At 69.5% G+C, this 20676-nt stretch carries 3 protein-coding genes (1 of these 3 cut by a window edge); all 3 read right to left on the reverse strand.

The window, feature by feature from the left end:
• Tightly spaced (each overlapping or abutting the next), the 3 genes in view from LVJ94_19415 to LVJ94_19425 form a layout consistent with a single transcriptional unit that may run on beyond the window.
• A complete protein-coding gene (locus LVJ94_19415; protein WXB09387.1) occupies window positions 1-3309 on the reverse strand; it encodes an acyltransferase domain-containing protein in 3309 nt (1102 codons plus the stop codon).
• Window positions 3293-11887 (reverse strand): SDR family NAD(P)-dependent oxidoreductase, encoded by an 8595-nt coding sequence (locus tag LVJ94_19420; GenBank protein ID WXB09388.1) that lies wholly within the window; start codon window positions 11885-11887, stop codon window positions 3293-3295. Before LVJ94_19420 ends, LVJ94_19415 begins: the two co-directional genes overlap by 17 nt.
• Window positions 11884-20676 carry the final stretch of an SDR family NAD(P)-dependent oxidoreductase gene (locus LVJ94_19425; protein ID WXB09389.1) on the reverse strand. The gene runs 9510 nt beyond the window's last position, so 8793 of the gene's 18303 nt are visible here — the last part of the coding sequence; the start codon falls outside the window, past its right edge — the gene reads right to left on this strand; it ends in the stop codon at window positions 11884-11886. The genes LVJ94_19420 and LVJ94_19425 overlap by 4 nt, the downstream gene beginning before the upstream one ends.

Here is a 20676-nt window from a genome sequence, read left to right on the forward strand (position 1 = left end):
TCAGGACGCCAGGAGCCGTTCCACTTCGGCGTCCGGGAGCTCGTCGAGTGCCGCGATGAGGAGCTCCTCGACCCGGGGAGCCAGTGCGGCGATGGTGCGGTTGGCGAAAAAGAGGTCGAAACGAATCTGCACGGGGAAGGCTTCCTTGAGCCTCGCGAGCACTTGCCCCGCGATGAGCGAATTGCCGCCCAGGTCGAAGAAGTCGTCCTCGACGCCGACCTCGCGGATGCCGAGAATCTGCCCCCACGCTTCGGCGAGCACGCACTCGATCTCGCCGGCCGGTGCCACGTACGGCGTCGCCAGAGGCGGGCGAGCATGGAGCTGCAAGGTGGGTTGCTCCACCTCCGCGGCGGGGCTGGCGACGTCGGTCACGATGGCCGCAGGACGCGGGCGCGCGGCGCGCGAGAAGGTGGCGAGCGCCGGAAGAAGCGCCTCCAGCGAAGCGCGTGCGGCGGCGTCGTCGAGGTTCAAGGCGCGGGCGACCGCATCGAGGTTCGCGTCCTCGATGGCCGTCCAGAAGTCGCGCACGGGCGGTGCCTCGTCCGGCGTGGCGGGCATGTGGAGCCAAAAGTGCTCGCGCTGAAAGGCGTACGTCGGCAACGAAACGCGCCGCGGTGCGTATGGGGCGAAGAAGGCATTCCAATCGACGTGAATGCCGTTCGCGTGCAGTCCGCCCAGCGCCCCGAGCCACGAGGCGGCGTCGTCGCGGCCTCGGCGCAGCGCCGGAAGAAACACGCGGCCGAGATCGTCTTTGGCGACGGCATCTTGCCCGAGGGCCGAGAGCACGCCGTGCGGGCCGAGCTCGAGAAAGACGGAGATGTCTTCGGCCAGCAGGGTGCGCAGGCCATCGACGAAGCGCACCGCATGCCGCACGTGCCGCACCCAGTACGCGGGCGAGCCGAGCTCCTCGTCCGTCGCGCGCGCACCCGTGAGGTTCGACACGACGGGGATGCGCGCGGGCTGAAAGTCGAGCCCCTGGGCCATGCGCTCGAAGGGCTCGAGCATGCCGTCCATGTGCGGCGAGTGAAACGCGTGGCTCACGCGCAAGCGGCGGGTCATGCGCCCGAGCGCGGAAAACTCCGCGGCAACTTCCAGAACGGCGTCCTCGTCGCCGGAGAGGACCGTGGCGGACGGCGCATTGAGCGCGGCGATGACCGCGGTGCCCTCCCCGAGACGGGCGAGCACTTCCTCGACCTCGCTTTCCGTGGCCTGCACGACGACCATGGCGCCGTTTCCCGGCAGCGCCTGCATCAGCCGCGCGCGTGCGGCCACGAGGGTGCACGCGTCGGGGAGGTTCAGCACCCCGGAGACGTGCGCTGCCGCGAGCTCGCCGATGGAATGCCCGAGGAGCAGCTTGGGCTCGACGCCCCACGCTTCGAGCAACCGAAACAGCGCCACCTCCAAGGCAAACAGCGCCGGCTGCGTATAGCGGGTCTCGTCGATCAGCGCCGCATCGCGGGAGCCTTGCGCGGCGAACAGGATCTCGCGGAGCGGCCGCTCGAGATGCGGATCGATGTGCGCGAAGACCGCATCGAGCGCGTCGCGGAAGCTGGGGAATGCCTCGTAGAGCGCCCGCCCCATGCCAGCCTGCTGGCTGCCCTGGCCGGTGAAGAGCACCCCGAGCTTGCGTCCCGTACGGCTTCGGCCGACGACGGTGTTCGGATGGTCCGTCACCGACTCGAGCGCTGCGAGGAGCTCCGCGCGGTCGCGAACGAGCACGACGGCGCGATGTTCGAAATGCGCGCGCGTCGTGGCCAGCGAGTAGGCCACGTCGACCAACGCGAGCTCGGAATGCGCCACGAGGTGTTCGCGAAGACGCACCGCCTGCGCGAGCAGCGCTCGCTCGCTCTTGGCCGAGAGCAACACCGGCACCAGCGCCGGCACGCTGGCGAGCTCGGGGTCGGCGGGCGAGGAAACGCGCGGCGCCTCCTCCACGATGACGTGGACGTTCGTCCCGGACATGCCGAACGACGAGATGCCCGCGCGCCGGCTCTGGCCCATGGGCTCCCAGGGCCTGGCCTCGGTCAAGAGCCGGACGGCACCGCGCGACCAGTCGATGTGGGGCGAGGCATTCCCGGCGTGCAGCGTTTTGGGCAATAGGCCATGTTGCAAGGCGAGCACCATCTTGATGACGCCGCCGACCCCGGCCGCCGCTTGCGGATGCCCGAGGTTGGACTTGAGGCTCCCCAGCCAGAGCGGGGCATCGTCGGAGTGCGCCTTGCCGTAGGTCGCCAAGAGCGCGTGGGCCTCGATGGGATCGCCCAAGGTGGTCCCCGTTCCATGAGCCTCGACGGCGCCCACGTCCTTGGCCGAGAGGCCCGCGTTTTGGAGCGCCTGCAGGATGACCCGTTCTTGCGCGGGGCCGTTGGGGGCGGTGAGGCCCTGGCTCTTGCCATCTTGATTGACCGCCGAGCCGCGGATCACCGCGAGCACCGGATGTCCCTGGCGCTGGGCATCGGAGAGGCGCTCGAGGAGAAGCATGCCGGCGCCCTCGGACCATGCGGCACCGTCGGCCTCCGCGGCGAACGACTTGCAACGGCCATCGGGGGCGAGGGCGCGCTGCCGACTGAACGCGACGAACCCACCTGGTGTGGCCATGACGGTGACGCCGCCGGCGAGCGCGAGCGCGCACTCGTCTTGCCGCAATGCTTGGCAAGCGAGGTGGATGGCCACCATCGAGGAGCTGCAGGCCGTATCGACGGTTACCGTCGGGCCGTGCAACCCGAAGGTGTAGGCGATGCGCCCTGATGCGACGCTGGGCGAGGTGCCGATGACGATGTGCCCTTCCAGATCGTCGGCCGCCTGCAGCACGCGCGCGCCGTACTCGTTGTACATGGCACCGACGAAGACACCGGTCTGCGAGGCGCGGAGCGACACCGGGTCGATGCCCGCGCGCTCGAAGGCCTCCCAGGACGTCTCGAGCAGGAGTCGCTGCTGCGGATCGGTGGTGAGCGCCTCGCGCGGGCTGATGCCGAAGAAGCCGGCATCGAAGAGATCCGCATCGTGCAGGAAGCCGCCTTGCCGCGTGTAGCTTTTGCCGCGCGTGTCGGGGTCCGGATCGTAGAGTGCGTCCACGTTCCAGCCGCGGTTCTCGGGAAAGGTGGAGATGACGTCGCGCCCCTCGCGCAGCAGTTCCCAGAGGTCCTCCGGCGATCGCACGCCGCCCGGGTAGCGGCAGCCGATGGCCACGATGGCGATGGGCTCGCGCGACTTGCCCTCGAGCTTGCGCACCCGCGTTTCGCTGGCGTGGAGCTCGTGGGTGAGTCGTTTCAGGTAGTCGGCGAGCTTCTCTTCACGGGTCGATGACATGGACGTTTTCTCCGAACTTCTGGTCGAGGATGTGAAGCAGCTCGTCGACATTGGCGGCATCGACCGTGGCCGTGAACGCCGTGTCGCTTTCGGCGGTGCCGGCTTGCGTCCACGTGCCCAAGAGCCTCTGCAGCAGGGCGGTGAGGGCCCCCCGCGCGTCCTCGTTGGCATGAAGCGCTGCCAGTGCGCTTTCGACCTTGCCAAGCTCCGCGACGACGGAGCCCCGAGCTGCGGCTTCGTCGGGCACGAGCCTCGTGAGGAGCACGGACGTCAGCCCCGCGGGGGTCGGATGGTCGAAGAGCAGCGTCGACTCGAGCGACAAGCCACTGACCGCCGCGAGGCGATTGCGAAGCTGTAGCCCCATGAGCGAGTCGAGACCGAGGTCGCGCACCGGCTGATCGGGTTCGATGCTCTTCGGCGACGCGATGCGCAGCACCGCGGCAATCTCTTCGCGCACCATCTCGAGGACCGCAGCTTCGCGCTCGTTCGCGGGCAGCGCGGCGATGCGCGGCCCGACGGGCGGCCGTTCCTCGGCAACCTCGGGCTCGGGCCCGAGCGGCGTGGCCACCGCTCGGGGGGCATCGCCGTCGAGCCAAAAGCGCTGGCGCTGGAACGCGTAAGTGGGGAGGTCGACGCGGCGAGGGAGGGAGTGCCGGAAGAAGGCTTCCCAGTCGAGGGAAAGACCGCGCGTGTGGAGCTCGGCGAAGGAGAGGAGGAAGCGATCGAGGTCTCCCTCGTCGCGGCGCAAAGAGCCAACGACGGCGGATCCTGGGAGGGTCTCGGCGAGTGCGAGTGTGAGGACGGGGTGAGGGCTGATCTCGACGAAGAAGTGATGGCTGTCCAGTCGGAGCTTTTCGGCAGCGTCGGCGAAGCGGACGGTTTGTCGGAGGTTCTGGAACCAATACGCGGCGTCGAGGAGTTGGCCGTCGATGGGAGCGCCCGTGACGGTGGAATAGAGTGGAATGGTGGACGGGCGAGGGGAGATGGATCTCAGTTGCTCGAGCAACGAATCGCGGACGGCATCGACGTGAGAGCAATGGGAGGCATAGTCGACGCGGACCTTGCGGGCGAAGACCTTGTGGTGGGCGAGGGAGGCCAAGAGAGCGTCGATGTCATCGGGATCGCCGGAGAGGAGGGAGGCGTTGGGGCTGTTGACGGCGGCGAGTGCGATGCGGTGGGAGGCCTCGAGGTGGGGTCGGAGGTCGAGCTCTCCGAGCTGGACGGCGGCCATGGCGCCGTTTCCGGCGAGGAGTGTGAGGGTCTTGCTGCGGAGTGTGACGACGCGAGCGGCATCGTGGAGGGAGAGTGCGCCAGCAACGTAGGCGGCGGCAATTTCGCCCTGGCTATGCCCGACGACGGCGTCGGGGTGGACGCCGAGCGAGCGCCAGAGAGCGGCAAGAGCGACCATGACGGCAAAGAGTGCAGGCTGCACGACGTCGACGCGTTGGAGTGCGTCGCTGTCGCCGTCGCGCAAGACGTCGAGGAGGTTCCAATCGACGAAGGGGGCGAAGGCGTGAGCGCACGCGAAAATTTCGTCACGGAAGACGGGGGAGCTCTCGAGGAGTGCGCGCGCCATCTCGGGCCACTGAGACCCTTGCCCCGGAAAGACGAAGACGACCTTGCCGCGCGGCGTGGTCTTGGCGGCAACGGCGTTCGGCGCGACCGCCCCTTCGGCCAGCGAGGCCAGCGCCGCGAACAGCGTCTCGCGGTCTTGGGCCACGACGGCCGCACGATGCTCGAAGTGCGTGCGCGACGTGGCCAGCGAGTACCCAACGTCCTCGAGTCGCAGCTCCGGACGCGATTCGAGATGATCGCGAAGGCGGGAGGCCTGCTCGCGCAGAGCGGCCGCGGATTTCCCCGAGAGCACCACCGGCACGTACCCGTTCTCTGTCTCGCGTTCGTTCACGAGGACGGGCGCGACGCTCTCCAAAATCACGTGAGCATTGGTCCCGCTCGCACCGAACGAGGAAATCGCCGCCCGCCGCGCCCGATCGGCCGTCGGCCACGGCACGGCCTCATTCAAGAGCCGCACGGTTCCCGAGGACCAATCGATGTGAGGCGACGGATTCCCCGCATGCAGCGTTTTCGGCAGCACGCCATGCTGGAGCGCGAGGACCATCTTGATGATCCCTGCGACGCCCGCCGCCGCCTGCGTGTGCCCGAGGTTGGATTTGAGGCTCCCGAGCCAGAGGGGCGCGTCTTCGGCGCGGGCCTTGCCGTACGTGGCGAGCAGCGCGTGGGCCTCGATGGGATCGCCGAGGGAGGTGCCGGTGCCATGGGCCTCGACGGCGTCGATGTCCTTGGGGGAAAGGCGGGCGGAGTGGAGCGCTTGAAGGATGACGCGCTCCTGGGCCGGCCCGTTGGGGGCGGTGAGGCCTTGGCTCTTGCCGTCCTGATTGACCGCGGAGCCGCGGATCACCGCGAGAACGGTGCGCTCGTTGCGGCGGGCATCGGAGAGGCGCTCGAGAAGGAGCATGCCGGCGCCTTCGGACCACGCGGCGCCATCGGCATCGGCGGAGAACGACTTGCAGCGACCATCGCGGGCAAGCCCCCGCTGCCGGCTGAAGGTGGTGAACGGTCCCGGCGTGGCCATGACGGTGACCCCGCCCGCGAGGGCGAGGGAGCATTCGCCGGCCCGCAAAGCCTGGCAGGCGAGGTGAATGGCCACGAGCGAGGAGCTGCACGCCGTATCGACGGTGAGCGTAGGCCCGTGCAACCCGAAGGTGTACGCAATGCGCCCGGAGGCCACGCTCGCCGAGCTGCCCATGCTTACATAGCCCTCCAGATCGTCGGGGGCCTGCAGCAGCCGCGTACCGTAATCGTTGTACATGATGCCGGCGAAGACGCCGGTCTGCGACCCTTGAAGGGACGTGGGATCGATGCCCGCGCGCTCGAAGGCTTCCCACGACGTTTCGAGGAGCAGACGCTGCTGAGGATCGATGGCCAGCGCCTCGCGGGGGCTGATGCCGAAAAACGCGGGGTCGAAGTGATCGGCGTCGTAGAGAAAACCGCCCTGGTTCGTGTACGTCTTGCCGCGGGCGTCGGGATCGGGATCGTAGAGCCCATCGAGATCCCAGCCACGGTTCTCGGGGAAGGTGGAAATGACGTCGCGGCCTTCGAGCAGCAGCTCCCAGAGATCCTCCGGCGAGCGCACACCACCGGGCAGGCGGCAGCTCATGGCCACGATGGCGACCGGATCCCCTTCCAGTGCCGCCTCGCTCGCCGGAACCTCGGCCGGAGAGGGCTCCGCCGCCTCGGGAAACAGCTCCTTCGCAAGGTGCCGCGCCACGGCCAGCGAGGTTGGGTAGTTGAAGAGCAAGGTCGCGTGCAGGCGCAGGCTCGTTGCGGCCGAGAGCCGATTGCGCAGCTCGAGGGCCATGAGCGAGTCGAGGCCTAGTTCCTGGAGGGGGCGATTCGGCTCGAGCGCCTCGCGCGAGCCGAGCCCCAGCACCGTCGTGACCTCCGTCCGCACCATCTCGAGCAACGCGCCCTCGCGCTCCTCGACGCCCAGTGCTCCGAGACGCTGTTGAAGGGAGGAGGCGCTGGTGCCGTTGTTCGCACGAAGCCGCGCCGCCTTGGTCCGAACGAGGCCGCGAAACAACGACGGCACCGCACTGGACCTGCCGATGGCCGCGAGATCGAAGCGCACCGGTGCGATCGCGGCGTCTGGCTGCGCCAGTGCCGCGTCCAGAAGGGCGAGCGACTCCTCGGCCGAGAGCGAGCGCGCCCCGCCTCGGGCCATGCGCTGCAGATCGGCGTCGGTGAGGTGCGCCGTCAGGGCGCTCTTCGTCGCCCAGTGCCCCCAGTCGAGCGAAAGCGCGTGAAGGCCGCGCGCCCGGCGGTCGTGCGCCAAGGCATCGAGGAAGGCATTGGCCGCGGCGTAGTTGGCCTGCCCCGGCCCACCGAGAACCCCGGACAGCGACGAGAAAAGGACGAAGATGCACCCTTCGACGGACGCCGTGAGCTCGTGCAAATGGAGCGCCGCATCGAGCTTGACCTGCAACACGGGGTGAAGCCGCTCCGGGCTCAGCGAACCCAGAACGCCGTCGTCCAGCAAACCCGCGGCGTGGACGATGCCGGTGAGCGGCTGCTCGCCGGGAATGCTCTCCAGGAGCTGGCGAAGCGCCTCGCGATCGGAGGCATCGCACGCCGCGAGTCGGACGTGTGCGCCCGCGGCTCGTAGCTCGGTGGCGAGGACCTCGGCGCCTGCCGCGCGCGGGCCCTGGCGGGAGGCGAGCACGAGGTGTGTGACCCCATGCTTCTGCACGAGATGGCGTGCCACGAGGCCGCCCAAGGTTCCCGTTCCGCCGGTGATGAGGACCGTGCCGTGCGGGGCAAACGTCAGGGCCGCGCCCGCCTCGGCAATGGGCGCAAGCCGCGGCACGAGAACGCGGCCCTCGCGAAGGGCGAGCTGATTCTCCGCGGGATCCAGCGCGTGGACGAGTGCGGCGCGCGAGGCGGCCGTACCGTCGACGTCGAGCAGCACGATGGCGTGCAAGGGCGACTCCGACTGCGCGGAGCGCACCAGCCCCCAGAGCGGGGCGTGCACCAAATCGATCCCATCGGAGGCGGCCACCGCTCCGCGGGTGACGAACACCAGTCGGCACGACGCAAGGCGCTCGTCGGCGAGCCAGGACTGAAGCAGCAACAGGGCGCGTTCCGTGGCATCGTGCGCCGCCGCGGCGAGGTTCGAAGGTCCTTCGCTGGCCGCGAGGAAGGGCACCAGCACGACATCGGGGCCGCGGGCTCCTTGCGGCAGCGCAGCTTGCAGCGCCGCGAGGTCCGCGTACGCATCGAGCCGCAGGCCCTCGGGCAAGATCTCCGAAGTGTCGCCCCCGAGAAGAACCCAGTGCTCGGACGACGGCGGGCGCGCCGGCGTGCCGCCGGGCAGCGGGATCCATTCGACGCGCAGGAGATCCTTCTGACCCGATCCCAGCGCGCGGCGCAGTTGCTCGGGTGCCACGGGGCGGGTGGCGAGCGCCTCGATGCGTGCGACGGGCTCCCCCGCCGCATCGGCGATGTCCAGCGCGACCACGTCCCCGCCATCGGGGCGTCGAACGCGCACCCGCAGGGCGGAGGCTCCCACGGCCCGCAGCGAAAGGTCACCCCACGAGAACGGCAGGACGACGCCGTCGTGCGCGGGGCCGTCGAGGGTGAGTACGTGCAAGGCCGCATCGAGCAGCGCGGGGTGCACGCCGAAGCGCCCGGCCTCTTCCGCAAGGCCCGCGGGAAGCTCGGCCTCCGCGAACCACTCGTTCCCACGTTGGTACGCGGCGCGCAGTCCCTGGAAGTCGGGACCATAGGCCACGCCCATCGCAGCCAGTCGCTCGTAGAGCCCCTCGATCTCCACCTCCGTCGCGCCCGGCGGCGGCCATGCACGCAGGTCGAAATCGAAGACTGCAGGTTCCGCCGCCAGCGTTCCGCCGGCATGCCGCGTCCAGCCTGCGTCAGGCGCTTCGGGTTGCCCGTACACGGTGAACGGTCGACGCCCCGCTTCGTCGGGTGCTCCGACGGACACCTGCACGCGCACGGCCCCGCGCGCGGGGATTTCCAGCGGATTCTCGACCGTGAGCTCCTCGACGCGCTCGAGGCCCGTGTGGTGCGCGGCCACGAGTGCGAGCTCGATGAAGGCCGTGCCGGGCACGATGACCGTGTCGAACACTTGGTGTCCCTCGAGCCAGGGATGCTCGGCGCGCGACAGCCGGCCCGTGAACAAGGCGCCGTCGGAGTCGGCCAGGCGCACGGCGGCTCCGAGCAGCGGGTGCTCCGCCGAGCTCAGTCCCGCGGAGGCGACATCGGCACGCTGCCCTTTTGCGGTCTCGAGCCAAAAGCGTTCGCGCTGAAAGGCGTAGGTCGGCACGTCCACGCGTCGGGGGGCGTACGGTTCGAAGAACGTCGCCCAATCGACGGCGAAGCCATGGGCATGAAGCTCGGCGAGGGACAGGTGCATGCGCTCGAGACCGCCCTCGTCTTGCCAGAGCGAGCCCACGACGCACGACGGCACACCGGCCGTCTCGAGCGTCTCGTGCAGGGGAAGCATCAACACGGGATGCGGACTCACCTCGACGAAGAACTGGTGCCCATCGGCCAGCAGCGCGTGCGTCGTCTCCATGAAGAGCACCGCGTGGCGGATGTTGTCGAACCAGTACGCGGCATCGAGCTCGCGGCCGTCGATCTTCCGACCGCGCACGGTGGAGTAGAAGGCGACGTTCGCGCTCTGCGGCTTCACATGGGAGAGCGCGGCGAGAAGCCCGTCGCGCATCGAGTCGATCTGCACGCAGTGCGAGGCCACGTCCGCACGGAGCTTGAGCGCGAAAATCTGCCGCGACGCGAACTCACCCAGCAGCGCATCGACGTCTTCGGGCGCGCCGGCGATGGTGGTGGCGTTGGGGCTGTTGACCGCGGCCACGGACACGCGCTCGCCCAGGGCAGGGATGGTCGCAAGGACGCTTTCGAGATCGGCCCGCGGCAGCTCGACGGCGGCCATGCTCCCGAGGCCCACGAAGCGGGTCAGCTCACGGCTGCGCAACGCCACGATCGTCGCCGCATCGTCCAGGGAGAGCGCGCCCGCGACGTGGGCCGCCGCGATTTCACCCTGGCTATGGCCGACGACCGCGTCGGGTTCGACGCCCATCGCGCGCCAGACGGCCGCGAGCGAGACCATGACCGCGAAGAGCACCGGTTGCACCACGTCGATGCGATCGAGCGACGGCGTCCCATCGCGGAGAGCTCCGAGCAGCGACCAGTCGAGGTGCGCCGCGAACGCATGCGCACACGCATCGATCTGCTTGCGGAAAACGGGAGACGTCTCGAGCAGTGCACGCGCCATCTCGGGCCACTGCGAGCCTTGCCCCGGAAAGACGAAAACGACCTTTCCGGATCCGGACCGCTGCTGAACGACCGCACCCGGCGCATCCTCCCCATCGGCGAGCAACCTCAGGGACGCGACCAGCGCCTCGCGGTCCTGGGCCACGACGCCGGCACGATGCTCGAAATGCGTGCGCGACGTCGCCAACGAGTACCCAACATCCTCGAGCCGCAGCTCGGGATGGTTCTCCAGATGCTCCCGCAACCTCCCGGCCTGCGCCCGCAACGCCGTCTCGGACTTCGCCGACAACACCACCGGCACATACCCGTGCTCGTGTTCGGGCACGGGCACGGGCATGGGCGCGGGCCTCTCCTCCAAAACGACGTGCGCATTGGTCCCACTGGCCCCAAACGACGAAACCCCTGCACGCCGCGCCCGATCGGCCATCGGCCACGGTACGGCCTCATTCAACAGCCGCACGGTCCCCGAGGACCAATCGATGTGCGACGATGGCCTCTCCGCATGCAGCGTCTTCGGCAGCAGACCATGCTGGAGCGCGAGAACCATCTTGATGACGCCCGCGATGCCGGCGGCCGCCTGCGTGTGCCCGAGGTTGGACTTGAGGCTCCCGAGCCAGAGGGGCGCGTCTTCGGCGTGGGCCTTGCCGTACGTGGCGAGCAGCGCGTGGGCCTCGATGGGATCACCCAGGGAGGTGCCGGTACCATGAGCCTCGACGGCGTCGATGTCCTTGGGGGAAAGACGCGCGGCGTCGAGGGCCTGAAGAATGACACGCTCCTGGGCGGGCCCATTGGGGGCGGTGAGGCCCTGGCTCTTGCCGTCTTGATTGACGGCGGAGCCGCGGACGACCGCGAGGATCGTGTGCCCGTTGCGGTGGGCATCGGAGAGGCGCTCGAGAAGGAGCACGCCGGCGCCTTCGGACCACGCGGCACCATCGGCGTCGGCGGAGAACGACTTGCAGCGACCATCGCGGGCAAGCCCCCGCTGCCGGCTGAAGGCTACGAACGCCGCGGGTGACGCCATGACGGTGGCCCCGCCGGCGAGGGCGAGGGAACACTCGCCGGCCCGCAAGGCCTGGCAGGCAAGGTGGATGGCGACGAGCGACGAACTGCACGCCGTGTCGACGGTGAGCGTGGGACCGCGCAGCCCGAAGGTGTACGCGATGCGGCCCGAGGCCACGCTGGGCGAGCTGCCCATGCCCACGTACCCTTCGAGATCGCTCGGGTAGCCGTCGGGCGCGTGAAGCAACCGCGCGGCGTAGTCGTCGTAGATGACGCTCACGAAGACGCCGGTCTGCGAGCCTTGGAGGGCCGCGGGATCGATGCCCGCGCGCTCGAAGGCTTCCCACGACGTCTCGAGGAGCAGCCGCTGCTGCGGATCGATGGCCAGCGCCTCGCGCGGGCTGATACCGAAAAATACGGGATCGAAGCGATCGGCGTCGTAAAGAAAGCCGCCGTGGCGCGCATAGGTCTTGCCGGTGACGTCGGGATCGGGATCGTAGAGCCCGTCGAGATCCCATCCGCGGTTCTCGGGGAACGTGGAGATGACGTCGCGCCCCTCGAGGAGCAGTTCCCACAGCGACTCCGGCGAGTCCACCCCGCCGGGGTAGCGGCAGCCCATGGCCACGATGGCAATCGGCTCGCGCGACTTTTCTTCGGCGGCGCGGAGCCGCTGATCGGTTTCACGAAGCTCGGACATCGCCTGTTTGAGATAGGCGCGGAGCTTCTCCTCCGTCTCGTTCCTCTGACTCATGGATTGACCTCGGCGAGGCGCTTGTCGAAGGATGCGAAGAGCTCCTCGTCGCTCGCGGATTCGAAATTTTCCAGTGGTTCGTGGTGGGCTTCGTCGTCGCGCGTGGCCGCACCGAGCCGCGCGATCAGCGAGCGCAGATGCTCGACGACCTTGGCGCGTGCGCCATCGTCGAACTCGCCCTCGAGAAGCCGATCGAGCTTCTCGAGAACCGGGAGGCGGGGCTCGGCGTCGTTTGGAACGAGCTTCTGCGCGAGCAGCTCCGCCAGTGCGTACGGCGTGGGGTGGTCGAACAGCAGGGTTGCGTGGAGGCGCAGGCCCGTGGCGGCCGAAAGCCGGTTGCGGAGCTCGAGTGCCATGAGCGAATCGAGACCGAGTTCCTGCAAGGGCCGATTCGGCTCGAGGGTGCTCGGTGACGTAACGCCCAGCACCGTGGCGATATGTCCGCGCACGAGATCGAGCAATGCACTTTCCCGCTCGGCGGAGGACAACCCCCCGAGCCGCTCTTCGATGGAAGATGCGGTGAGCGCGTTGGTGGCGACGGGGCGCGCCGACGTGACGCGCACCAGGCCGCGGAGCATCGCGGGCACGGTCTCCGTCCTCGCGAGCGTCGCCCGATCGAAGCGCGCGGGAACGAGCGCGGCATCCTGCCGGGCGAGCGCCGCATCGAACAGGGCGAGACCTTCCTCCGACGAGAACGGAAGCACGCCGCTGCGGGCCATGCGCTGGAGGTCGGCCTCGGTGAGGCGCGCCGTGAGACTGCTCTTGTCCGCCCAATGCCCCCAATCGAGCGAAAGCGCGGGCAGGCCCTGCGCGCGGCGGTGGTGCGCGAGTGCATCGAGGAAGGCGTTGGCGGCGGCATAATTCGCCTGGCCCACGTTCCCCAGCACGCCCGACAGCGACGAAAAGAGGATAAACGCCGAGACATCGAGCGATGCGGTCAGCTCGTGCAGGTGGAGTGCGGCGTCGAGCTTCACGCGCAAGACGGGGTGGAGCCGCTCTGGCGTAAGGGAACCGACCACGCCATCGTCGAGCAGGCCCGCCACGTGCACGACGGCCGTGAGGGGATGCTCGGGGGAAATGCTCGTCACGAGTTCGCGCAACGCCTCCCGATCGGAGACGTCGCATGCCGCGAAGGTGACGGCCGCACCGGTTGCGCGCAACTCGGCGGCGAGCGCCTCCGCACCCGTCGCCGCCGCACCCTGACGGGACGCCAAAAGCAGATTCCGAACGCCATGGTTTGCAACCAGGTGACGGACCACGAGCTGGCCGAGCGTGCCCGTTCCGCCGGTGACGAGCACCGTACCTCGCGGGTCGAGTGCCGGCGTTGTCGTGGCCGAAGCCTGCGCGAGGGGCACGAGGCGCGGGACGAGGAACTGCCCGTCGCGGAGTGCGAGCTGGTTTTCCCCAGGTGCAAAGGCCTGAACGAGGGCCAGCCGCGATGACTCGGCGCGGTCGATGTCGAGCAGCACGAAGGTGTGGAGCGGCGACTCGGACTGGGCCGAGCGCACGAGCCCCCAGACGGCCGCGTGGGCGAGGTCCTCGACGTCCTCGGAGCCCGCTGCGATGGCGCGCCGGGTGAGCACGACGAGGCGCGAGGGCGCGAGCCGCTCGTCGGCCATCCACCCCTGGAGCAGCGCGAGGACGCGGTCGCACACGCCGTGTGCGGTCGCGATCAGGTCGTCCATGGCCTCGGCAACGAACGGGGCCAGCACGACGTCGGGCCGGCGTGCCCCTTGGTCCAGCGCGGCCTGCAGCGAAGCGAGGTCGCCGTACGCATCGAGCTTTACGCCGTGGGGCAACACGTTCGACACATCGCCGGCACCGACGACGACCCAATGCTCGACGGCGGGTGCCCGTGTGGACGTCGGCAACGGGTTCCACTCGACCCGGAGCAGATCCTCCGACCGCGACGCCAGCGTATGCCGGAGTTGGTCCGCCGCGACGGCGCGGGTCGTGAGGCCGCGGACGCGTGCCAGCGGCTCGCCCGCCGCGTCGGCGATGTCGAGCGAAACGGGGCGGCCCTTGGCGCGCACGAAGCGCACACGCAACGTGGACGCACCGACGGCGCGCAGAGAAACGTCGCTCCAGGCAAAGGGCAGCGCGAGATCGGCGGTCGAGTGAATCGACTCGAAGGTGAGCGCCTGCAGCGCCGCGTCGAGCAGTGCCGGATGCAGCGCAAACCGAGAAGCGTCACGCGCCAGAGCCTCGGGGAGGTGCACCTCGGCAAACAGCTCATCACCGCGGCTCCACACGGCGTGGAGGCCGCGGAAGGCCGGGCCATAGGAGAGGCCTGCCTCGGCGAGGCGCGGGTACGGATCCTCGAGAACGAGGGGAGAGGCTCCGCGGGGGGGCCAGCTGTGCAGGTCGAAGTCCAGTTCGGCCGCCGCGGCTCCGACGGTGCCGCTTGCATGGCGCGTCCAAGCGCCATCGCTCGATTCGGGACGCGCGTGAACGGCGAAGGTCCGGCGCCCGGCACCGTCCGGTGCCTCGATGGAGATTTGCAGGAGCACGGCACCCCGCGCGGGCAGCACGAGCGGGGCTTCCAAGGTCAGCTCCTCGATCCGCTCGCAACCCGCACGGTGCGCGGCCGCGAGCGCGAGCTCGACGAACCCGGTGCCCGGCAGGATCACCGTATCGAGCACACGATGATCGGCGAGCCAGGGATGGTCGGCGAGGGACAACCGGGCGGTGAACAAGAACCCATCGGCATGCGCAAGCGGGACAGCCGCGCCGAGCAGGGGATGATCGGCCGCCACCAGTCCAGCCGAGGTGACGTCGGCCGTCGCCGCCGCATCGTCGTCGAGCCAAAAGCGCTGGCGCTGGAACGCGTAGGTGGGGAGGTCGACGCGGCGAGGGAGGGAGGGCTGGAAGACGGCTTCCCAGTCGAGGGAAAGACCGCGTGTATGGAGCTCGGCGAAGGAGAGCAAGAAGCGATCGAGGTCACCGTCGTCGCGGCGCAACGAGCCGACGACGGCGGCGGCTGGGAGGGTTTCGGCGAGTGCGAGGGTGAGGACGGGGTGAGGGCTGATCTCGACGAAGAAGTGATGGCCGTCTTGACGGAGTTTTTCGGAGGCGTCGGCGAAGCGGACGGTTTGGCGGAGGTTCTGGAACCAATACGCGGCGTCGAGGAGTTGGCCGTCGATGGGAGCGCCCGTGACGGTGGAATAGAGTGGAATGGTGGATGGGCGAGGGGAGATGGATCTCAGTTGCTCGAGCAACGAATCGCGGACGGCATCGACGTGAGAGCAATGGGAGGCATAGTCGACGCGGACCTTGCGGGCGAAGACCTTGTGGTGGGCGAGGGAGGCCAAGAGAGCGTCGATGTCATCGGGGTCGCCGGAGAGGAGGGAGGCGTTGGGGCTGTTGACGGCGGCGAGCGCGATGTGCTGGGAGGCCTCGAGGTGAGGTCGGAGGTCGAGCTCTCCGAGCTGGACGGCGGCCATGGCGCCCTTTCCTGCGAGGAGTGTGAGGGTCTTGCTGCGGAGTGTGACGACGCGAGCGGCATCGTGGAGGGAGAGTGCGCCAGCGACGTAGGCGGCGGCAATTTCGCCCTGGCTATGCCCGACGACGGCGTCGGGGTGGACGCCGAGCGAGCGCCAGAGAGCGGCAAGAGCGACCATGACGGCAAAGAGTGCAGGCTGCACGACGTCGACGCGCTGGAGGGCCGCCTCGTCGCCGTCGCGCAAGACGTCGAGGAGGCTCCAATCGACGAAGGGGGCAAAGGCGCGAGCGCACGCGAAAATCTCGTCACGGAAGACGGGTGAGCTCTCGAGCAGTGCGCGCGCCATCCCGGCCCACTGCGAACCTTGCCCCGGAAAGACGAAGACGACCTTGCCACCGCCGCTCTGCTGCGCGGTGGTGCCGCGCGGGAGCGGACTTCCCTCGGCCAGAGCCTCGAGGGCCTCGAGCCACTCATTGCGATCTCGCGCCACGAACGCGGCGCGATGCTCGAGGTGTGCCCGCGAGGTCGCCAGAGAGTACGCCACGTCCTCGAGTCGGAGGTGGGGACGGCTTTCCAAATGCTCCCGCAGCCGCGCGGCCTGCGCGTGCAGCGCCGCATCCGACTTCCCCGAGAGCACCACCGGCACGGGCACGGGCACGGGCAGGGGCACGGGCACGGGCACGGGCTCGATCGGCCCGATCTCCTCCAGAATGACATGTGCATTGGTGCCGGATACGCCGAACGAAGACACGGCGGCGCGTCGCGGACGATCCGTTGCAGGCCACGGCACGGCCTCGTTCAAGAGCCGGATGGCCCCCGACGACCAATCGACGTGCGCCGACGGCTGTCCGGCGTGGAGCGTCTTCGGCAGAAGCCCGTGCCGCAGGGCGAGCACCATCTTGATGACGCCACCGACACCGGCCGCGGCCTGCGCGTGGCCCAGGTTCGACTTGAGGCTGCCGAGCCACAGAGGCGCAGCCTCCGAGTGAGCCTGGCCATACGTCGCGAGCAGCGCTTGCGCCTCGATGGGATCGCCCAGCGAAGTGCCGGTCCCATGCGCTTCCACCGCGTCGATGTCGCTCGGTGCGAGGCCGGCGCTTTCGAGCGCTTGCCGGATCACGCGCTCCTGCGCGGGGCCGTTGGGGGCGGTCAGGCCTTGGCTCTTTCCGTCTTGGTTGACCGCCGAGCCGCGCAACACGGCCAGGATGGTGTGCCCATTCCGCTTCGCATCGGACACGCGCTCCAAGAGGAGCATGCCCGCGCCCTCCGACCATGCGGAGCCATCGGCTTCGGCCGAGAACGACTTGCACCGCCCATCGGGCGCACCCGCACCGAGGAAGTTGTGCCCATCGAAGACGGCGCGGGACGGCATGACGTTGACGCCTCCCGCGAGCGCCAGCTCGCACTCGCCATGGCGCAGCGCCTGGGATGCGAGGTGAATGGCCACCAGCGACGAGCTGCACGCCGTATCGATACTGATCGCCGGTCCCTGCAGTCCGAGGGTGTACGCGATGCGGCCCGATGCCACGCTCGGGATGCTCCCGAGGCCGACGTAGCTCCGCAGCTCCTCCGCCCGGGCGCGCGCGCCGTACTGATTGTAAATGATGCCGACGAACACCCCGGTCGACGAGCCATGCAGCGAATGCGGATCGACGCCGGCATGCTCCAAGGCCTCCCACGACGTTTCGAGGAGCAGCCGTTGCTGCGGATCGATGGCCACCGTCTCGCGCGGGCTGATGCCAAAGAACGCTGGGTCGAAGAGATCGACGTCCTCGAGGAAGCCGCCCTCGCGCGGGTGCGCTTTGCCATCGGTGGCGAGCGTGCGCTCGTGCTCGGGATCGAGGTTCCAACCGCGGTTCGTCGGGAGGGGGGAGATGGCATCCTGGCCGTCGCGCAGGAGCCTCCACAGATCGTCCGGGTTGTGAACCGCACCGGGGAACCGGCACGCCATCCCCACGATGGCGATGCCTTCGCGCTCGGCATGCGTGCGCGGTGCAGGTGCCGCGGTGGCCTGCACCTTGCCGCCAACGAGTTGCTCGAGCAATAGATCGGTGAGGGCTGCCGGGGTGGGGTAGTTGAAGAGCAGCGTCGCCGGAAGCCTACGGCCGGTCGCGGCCGCGAGGCGATTTCGCACCTCGAGCGCCATCAACGAATCGAGCCCGAGCTCCTGCAGCGGACGCCGTGGCTCGAGCGCGGCCGGCGCGAGGCCCAAAACGGGGGCCACTTCGGTGCGGACCACCTCCAGAAGCGCCGCGCCGCGGTTCTCTTCGGGCAGGGCGAGCAGCCGCTGCTCCAGCGACGAGGCGGTCGTCGTGTTGGACGCCGTGAGCCGAGCTTTCTTCGTGCGAACGAGGCCGCGCAGCATGGCGCTTCCGCGGCCGGTCTGCCGGGCGAGTGCCGACACGTCGAAACGCGCGGGGACGAGCGATGCTTCGGTGTGGCCCACGGCCGCATCCAGGAGCGCGAGTCCCTCATCCGCGGCCAGTGCGCGCAGGCCGAGCCGGGCCATCCGGCGCATGCCCGCCTCGGTGACGTGCGCGGCGAAGCCCGTCGTTTGATCCCAGAAGCCCCAATCGAGGGACACCGCCGCGAGCCCCCGTGCCCGGCGATGATGCGCGAGCGCGTCGAGGAAGACGTTGGCCGCCGTGTAGTTCGCCTGACCCGGGCTGCCGATGATCCCGGACAGCGACGAGAACAGGACGAACGCGGACAGCGCGCGGTCTCGGGTCAGCTCGTGCAGGTGCACCGCCGCATCGATCTTCGGTCGCAGCACCGCGTGCAACCGCTCCTCGGTGAGCGAAGCCACGACGCCGTCATCGAGCACACCGGCGGCGTGAACGATGCCCGTGAGGTTCGGGACGGACGCCAGCAGCGCCTCCAAGGCACCGCGATCGGCGATGTCGCACGCCGCCACGGTAACGTGGGCGCCCGCGTCCTCGAGTTCCCTGCGTAGAGCCGCGGCCCCCGGAGCATCGCCTCCTTGCCGCGAGGCGAGCACGAGGTGCTCCACACCATGGCGCCGCACCAGGTGCCGGGCGGCCAATGCACCGAGCGTCCCCGTGCCGCCGGTTACCAGCACGGTGGATCCGAATGCGCGAACGTTGGCCTGGCTGGCCGCCGGTGCCGCGCGCACGAGCCGCGGCACCAGCACCTGACCCTCGCGCAGCGCGAACTGCGTCTCGTCGGAGGCCTGCGCGTCGAACGCAAGTGATGCGAGCTGACGCCGTGAAGCCTCGCCCCCGTCGAGGTCGACGAGGAACAGCGGGAGGTCCGGGTTCTCCGCTTGAACGCCGCGGACCAGGCCCCAGAGCGGCGCATGAACGAGGTCCGGAACATCGTCGCCGGCCCGCGCCGCCACGGCGCCTTGGGTCACCCACGCAAGGGGACACGACACGAGACGTTCGTCGGCAAGCCATGCCCGAAGCAGCGCCAGGCCATCCGCCGCGGCCCGGTGGATCGCGGCGAGCCCGTCCTGCGTGGAGCCCGTTCGAACGACCAGGACGGCCTCGGGCAAGGGCGCCCCCTCGTCGAGGGCGCGCTGCAGTGCTCCGAGATCGTTGTAGCCCGTGGTGTTTGGCAACCCGAGCGTGTCCTCACCGAGGGCAACCCAGTGCCGCGTCTTGGCCGGCGCTTCCATCTCGAATGCGGCCGCGGTCCACTCGACGCGCAGCAGCGCGTCGTCGTGCTTGGCCACCGTGTCACGCAGCCGCTCGGGCGACACGCTTCGCGTGGTGAGCGCGCCGATGCTTGCCACCGGCTCGCCGGTCGCATCGGCCAGGACGAGGGACAGCGTGTTCGCTTCCACCGTCCGCGCGAGCCGAACGCGCAACTTGGACGCGCCGACGGCATGCAGTGCGACGTTGCTCCACGCGAAGGGCTGCGCCACGTCGCCCGCCGTCGAGAACACATGGCTCGCCTGCAGCGCAGCATCGAGCAGCGCCGGGTGCATCGCGAATCGCCCCGCCTCCGTGGCCGCCGTCTCGGGCAACTCGACGTGGGCGAACAGCTCGTCACCGCGGCTCCACACCGCGCGGAGCCCTTGGAACTCCTGGCCGTAGACGATCCCGGTCTCGGCCAGCCGCTCGTAGAAATCGTCCACCGGAAGCTCGGTGGCCCCCGCAGGCGGCCAGGCTCGCAGATCGGCGGACGGCGTCCCGTGCGCACCGGCGTCCGCACAAAGGGTTCCTGCTGCATGCCGCGTCCAAGGTGCGTCGTGCTCCGCGTCCTCGCGCCGCGCGTAGAACGTTACGGAACGACGTTCGCCCTCGGGGCCACCCACCCAGAGCTGCACCACCGTCGCCGCGTCGCGCGTGAGCGCCAGCGGTGCGTGCAGCGTGAGCTCCTCGATGCCCTCGAGCCCCACGCGGTGCGCGGCGGCGAGGGCCCACTCCACGAAGGCCGTGGCGGGCACGATGGCCGTGCCGAACACCTCGTGGCCCGCGAGCCACGGTTGCTCCGAAAGCGACACCCGCGCGGTGAAAAGGTAACCGTCGGTATCCGCCAATGCGACCGCCGCGCCCAGCAGCGGGTGATCCGCCGACGCGAGGCCCATCGATGCGACGTCCGCACTTTGCATTTCGACGCTGGCGAGCCAGAAACGTTGTCGCTGAAAGGCATACGTTGGCAAATCGACACGCCGAGGCTCGAGTGTTGCGAATGGTTTGGACCAATCGATGCGACCCCCGCGGACGTGAAGCTCACCCAACGAAAGCGTCAGACGGCCAAGGTCCCCCTCGTCCTGCCACAGCGAACCCACCGCCGCCGCCGCGTGCCCCGAAGCCTCGAGCGTCGCCTCCAAGGGAAGCATCAGCACCGGATGCGGGCTCACCTCGACGAAGAAACGATGCCCATCCGCGAGCAGCGCCTGCGTGGCATCGGCGAAGCGCACCGTGTGCAGCAGGTTCTCGTACCAGTAGTTCGCGACCAGCTCCGTGCCGTCGATCCGCTTCCCCGTGACCGTCGAGTAGAACGGGACGTGACCCGGACCGGGCTGGATGCTCTTCAAATCCTCGAGCAAGCCCTCGCGCAACGACTCGACGAGGGCGCAATGCGAGGCGACGTCCGCACCCAACCTGAGGGCGAAGATCTGCCGCGACCCGAGCTCCCGAAGGAGTGCCTCGATGGCATCGGGCTCGCCCGCCACCGTGGTGGCCGAGGGGCTGTTCACCGCGGCCACCGACACCCGACGCCCGAAGCCGGCGAGGATCTCCTCCAACTCCGCGCGCGGAAGCTCCACCGCCGCCATCGCACCTTTGCCAACAAGCTGGCGGAGCGCTCGGCTGCGGAGCGCCACGATGCGCGCGGCGTCTTCCAGCGATAGAATGCCCGCGACGAAGGCGGCCGCGAT

Source organism: Sorangiineae bacterium MSr11367 (assembly GCA_037157805.1).
Lineage (GTDB): Bacteria > Myxococcota_A > Polyangia > Polyangiales > Polyangiaceae > Pendulispora > Pendulispora rubella.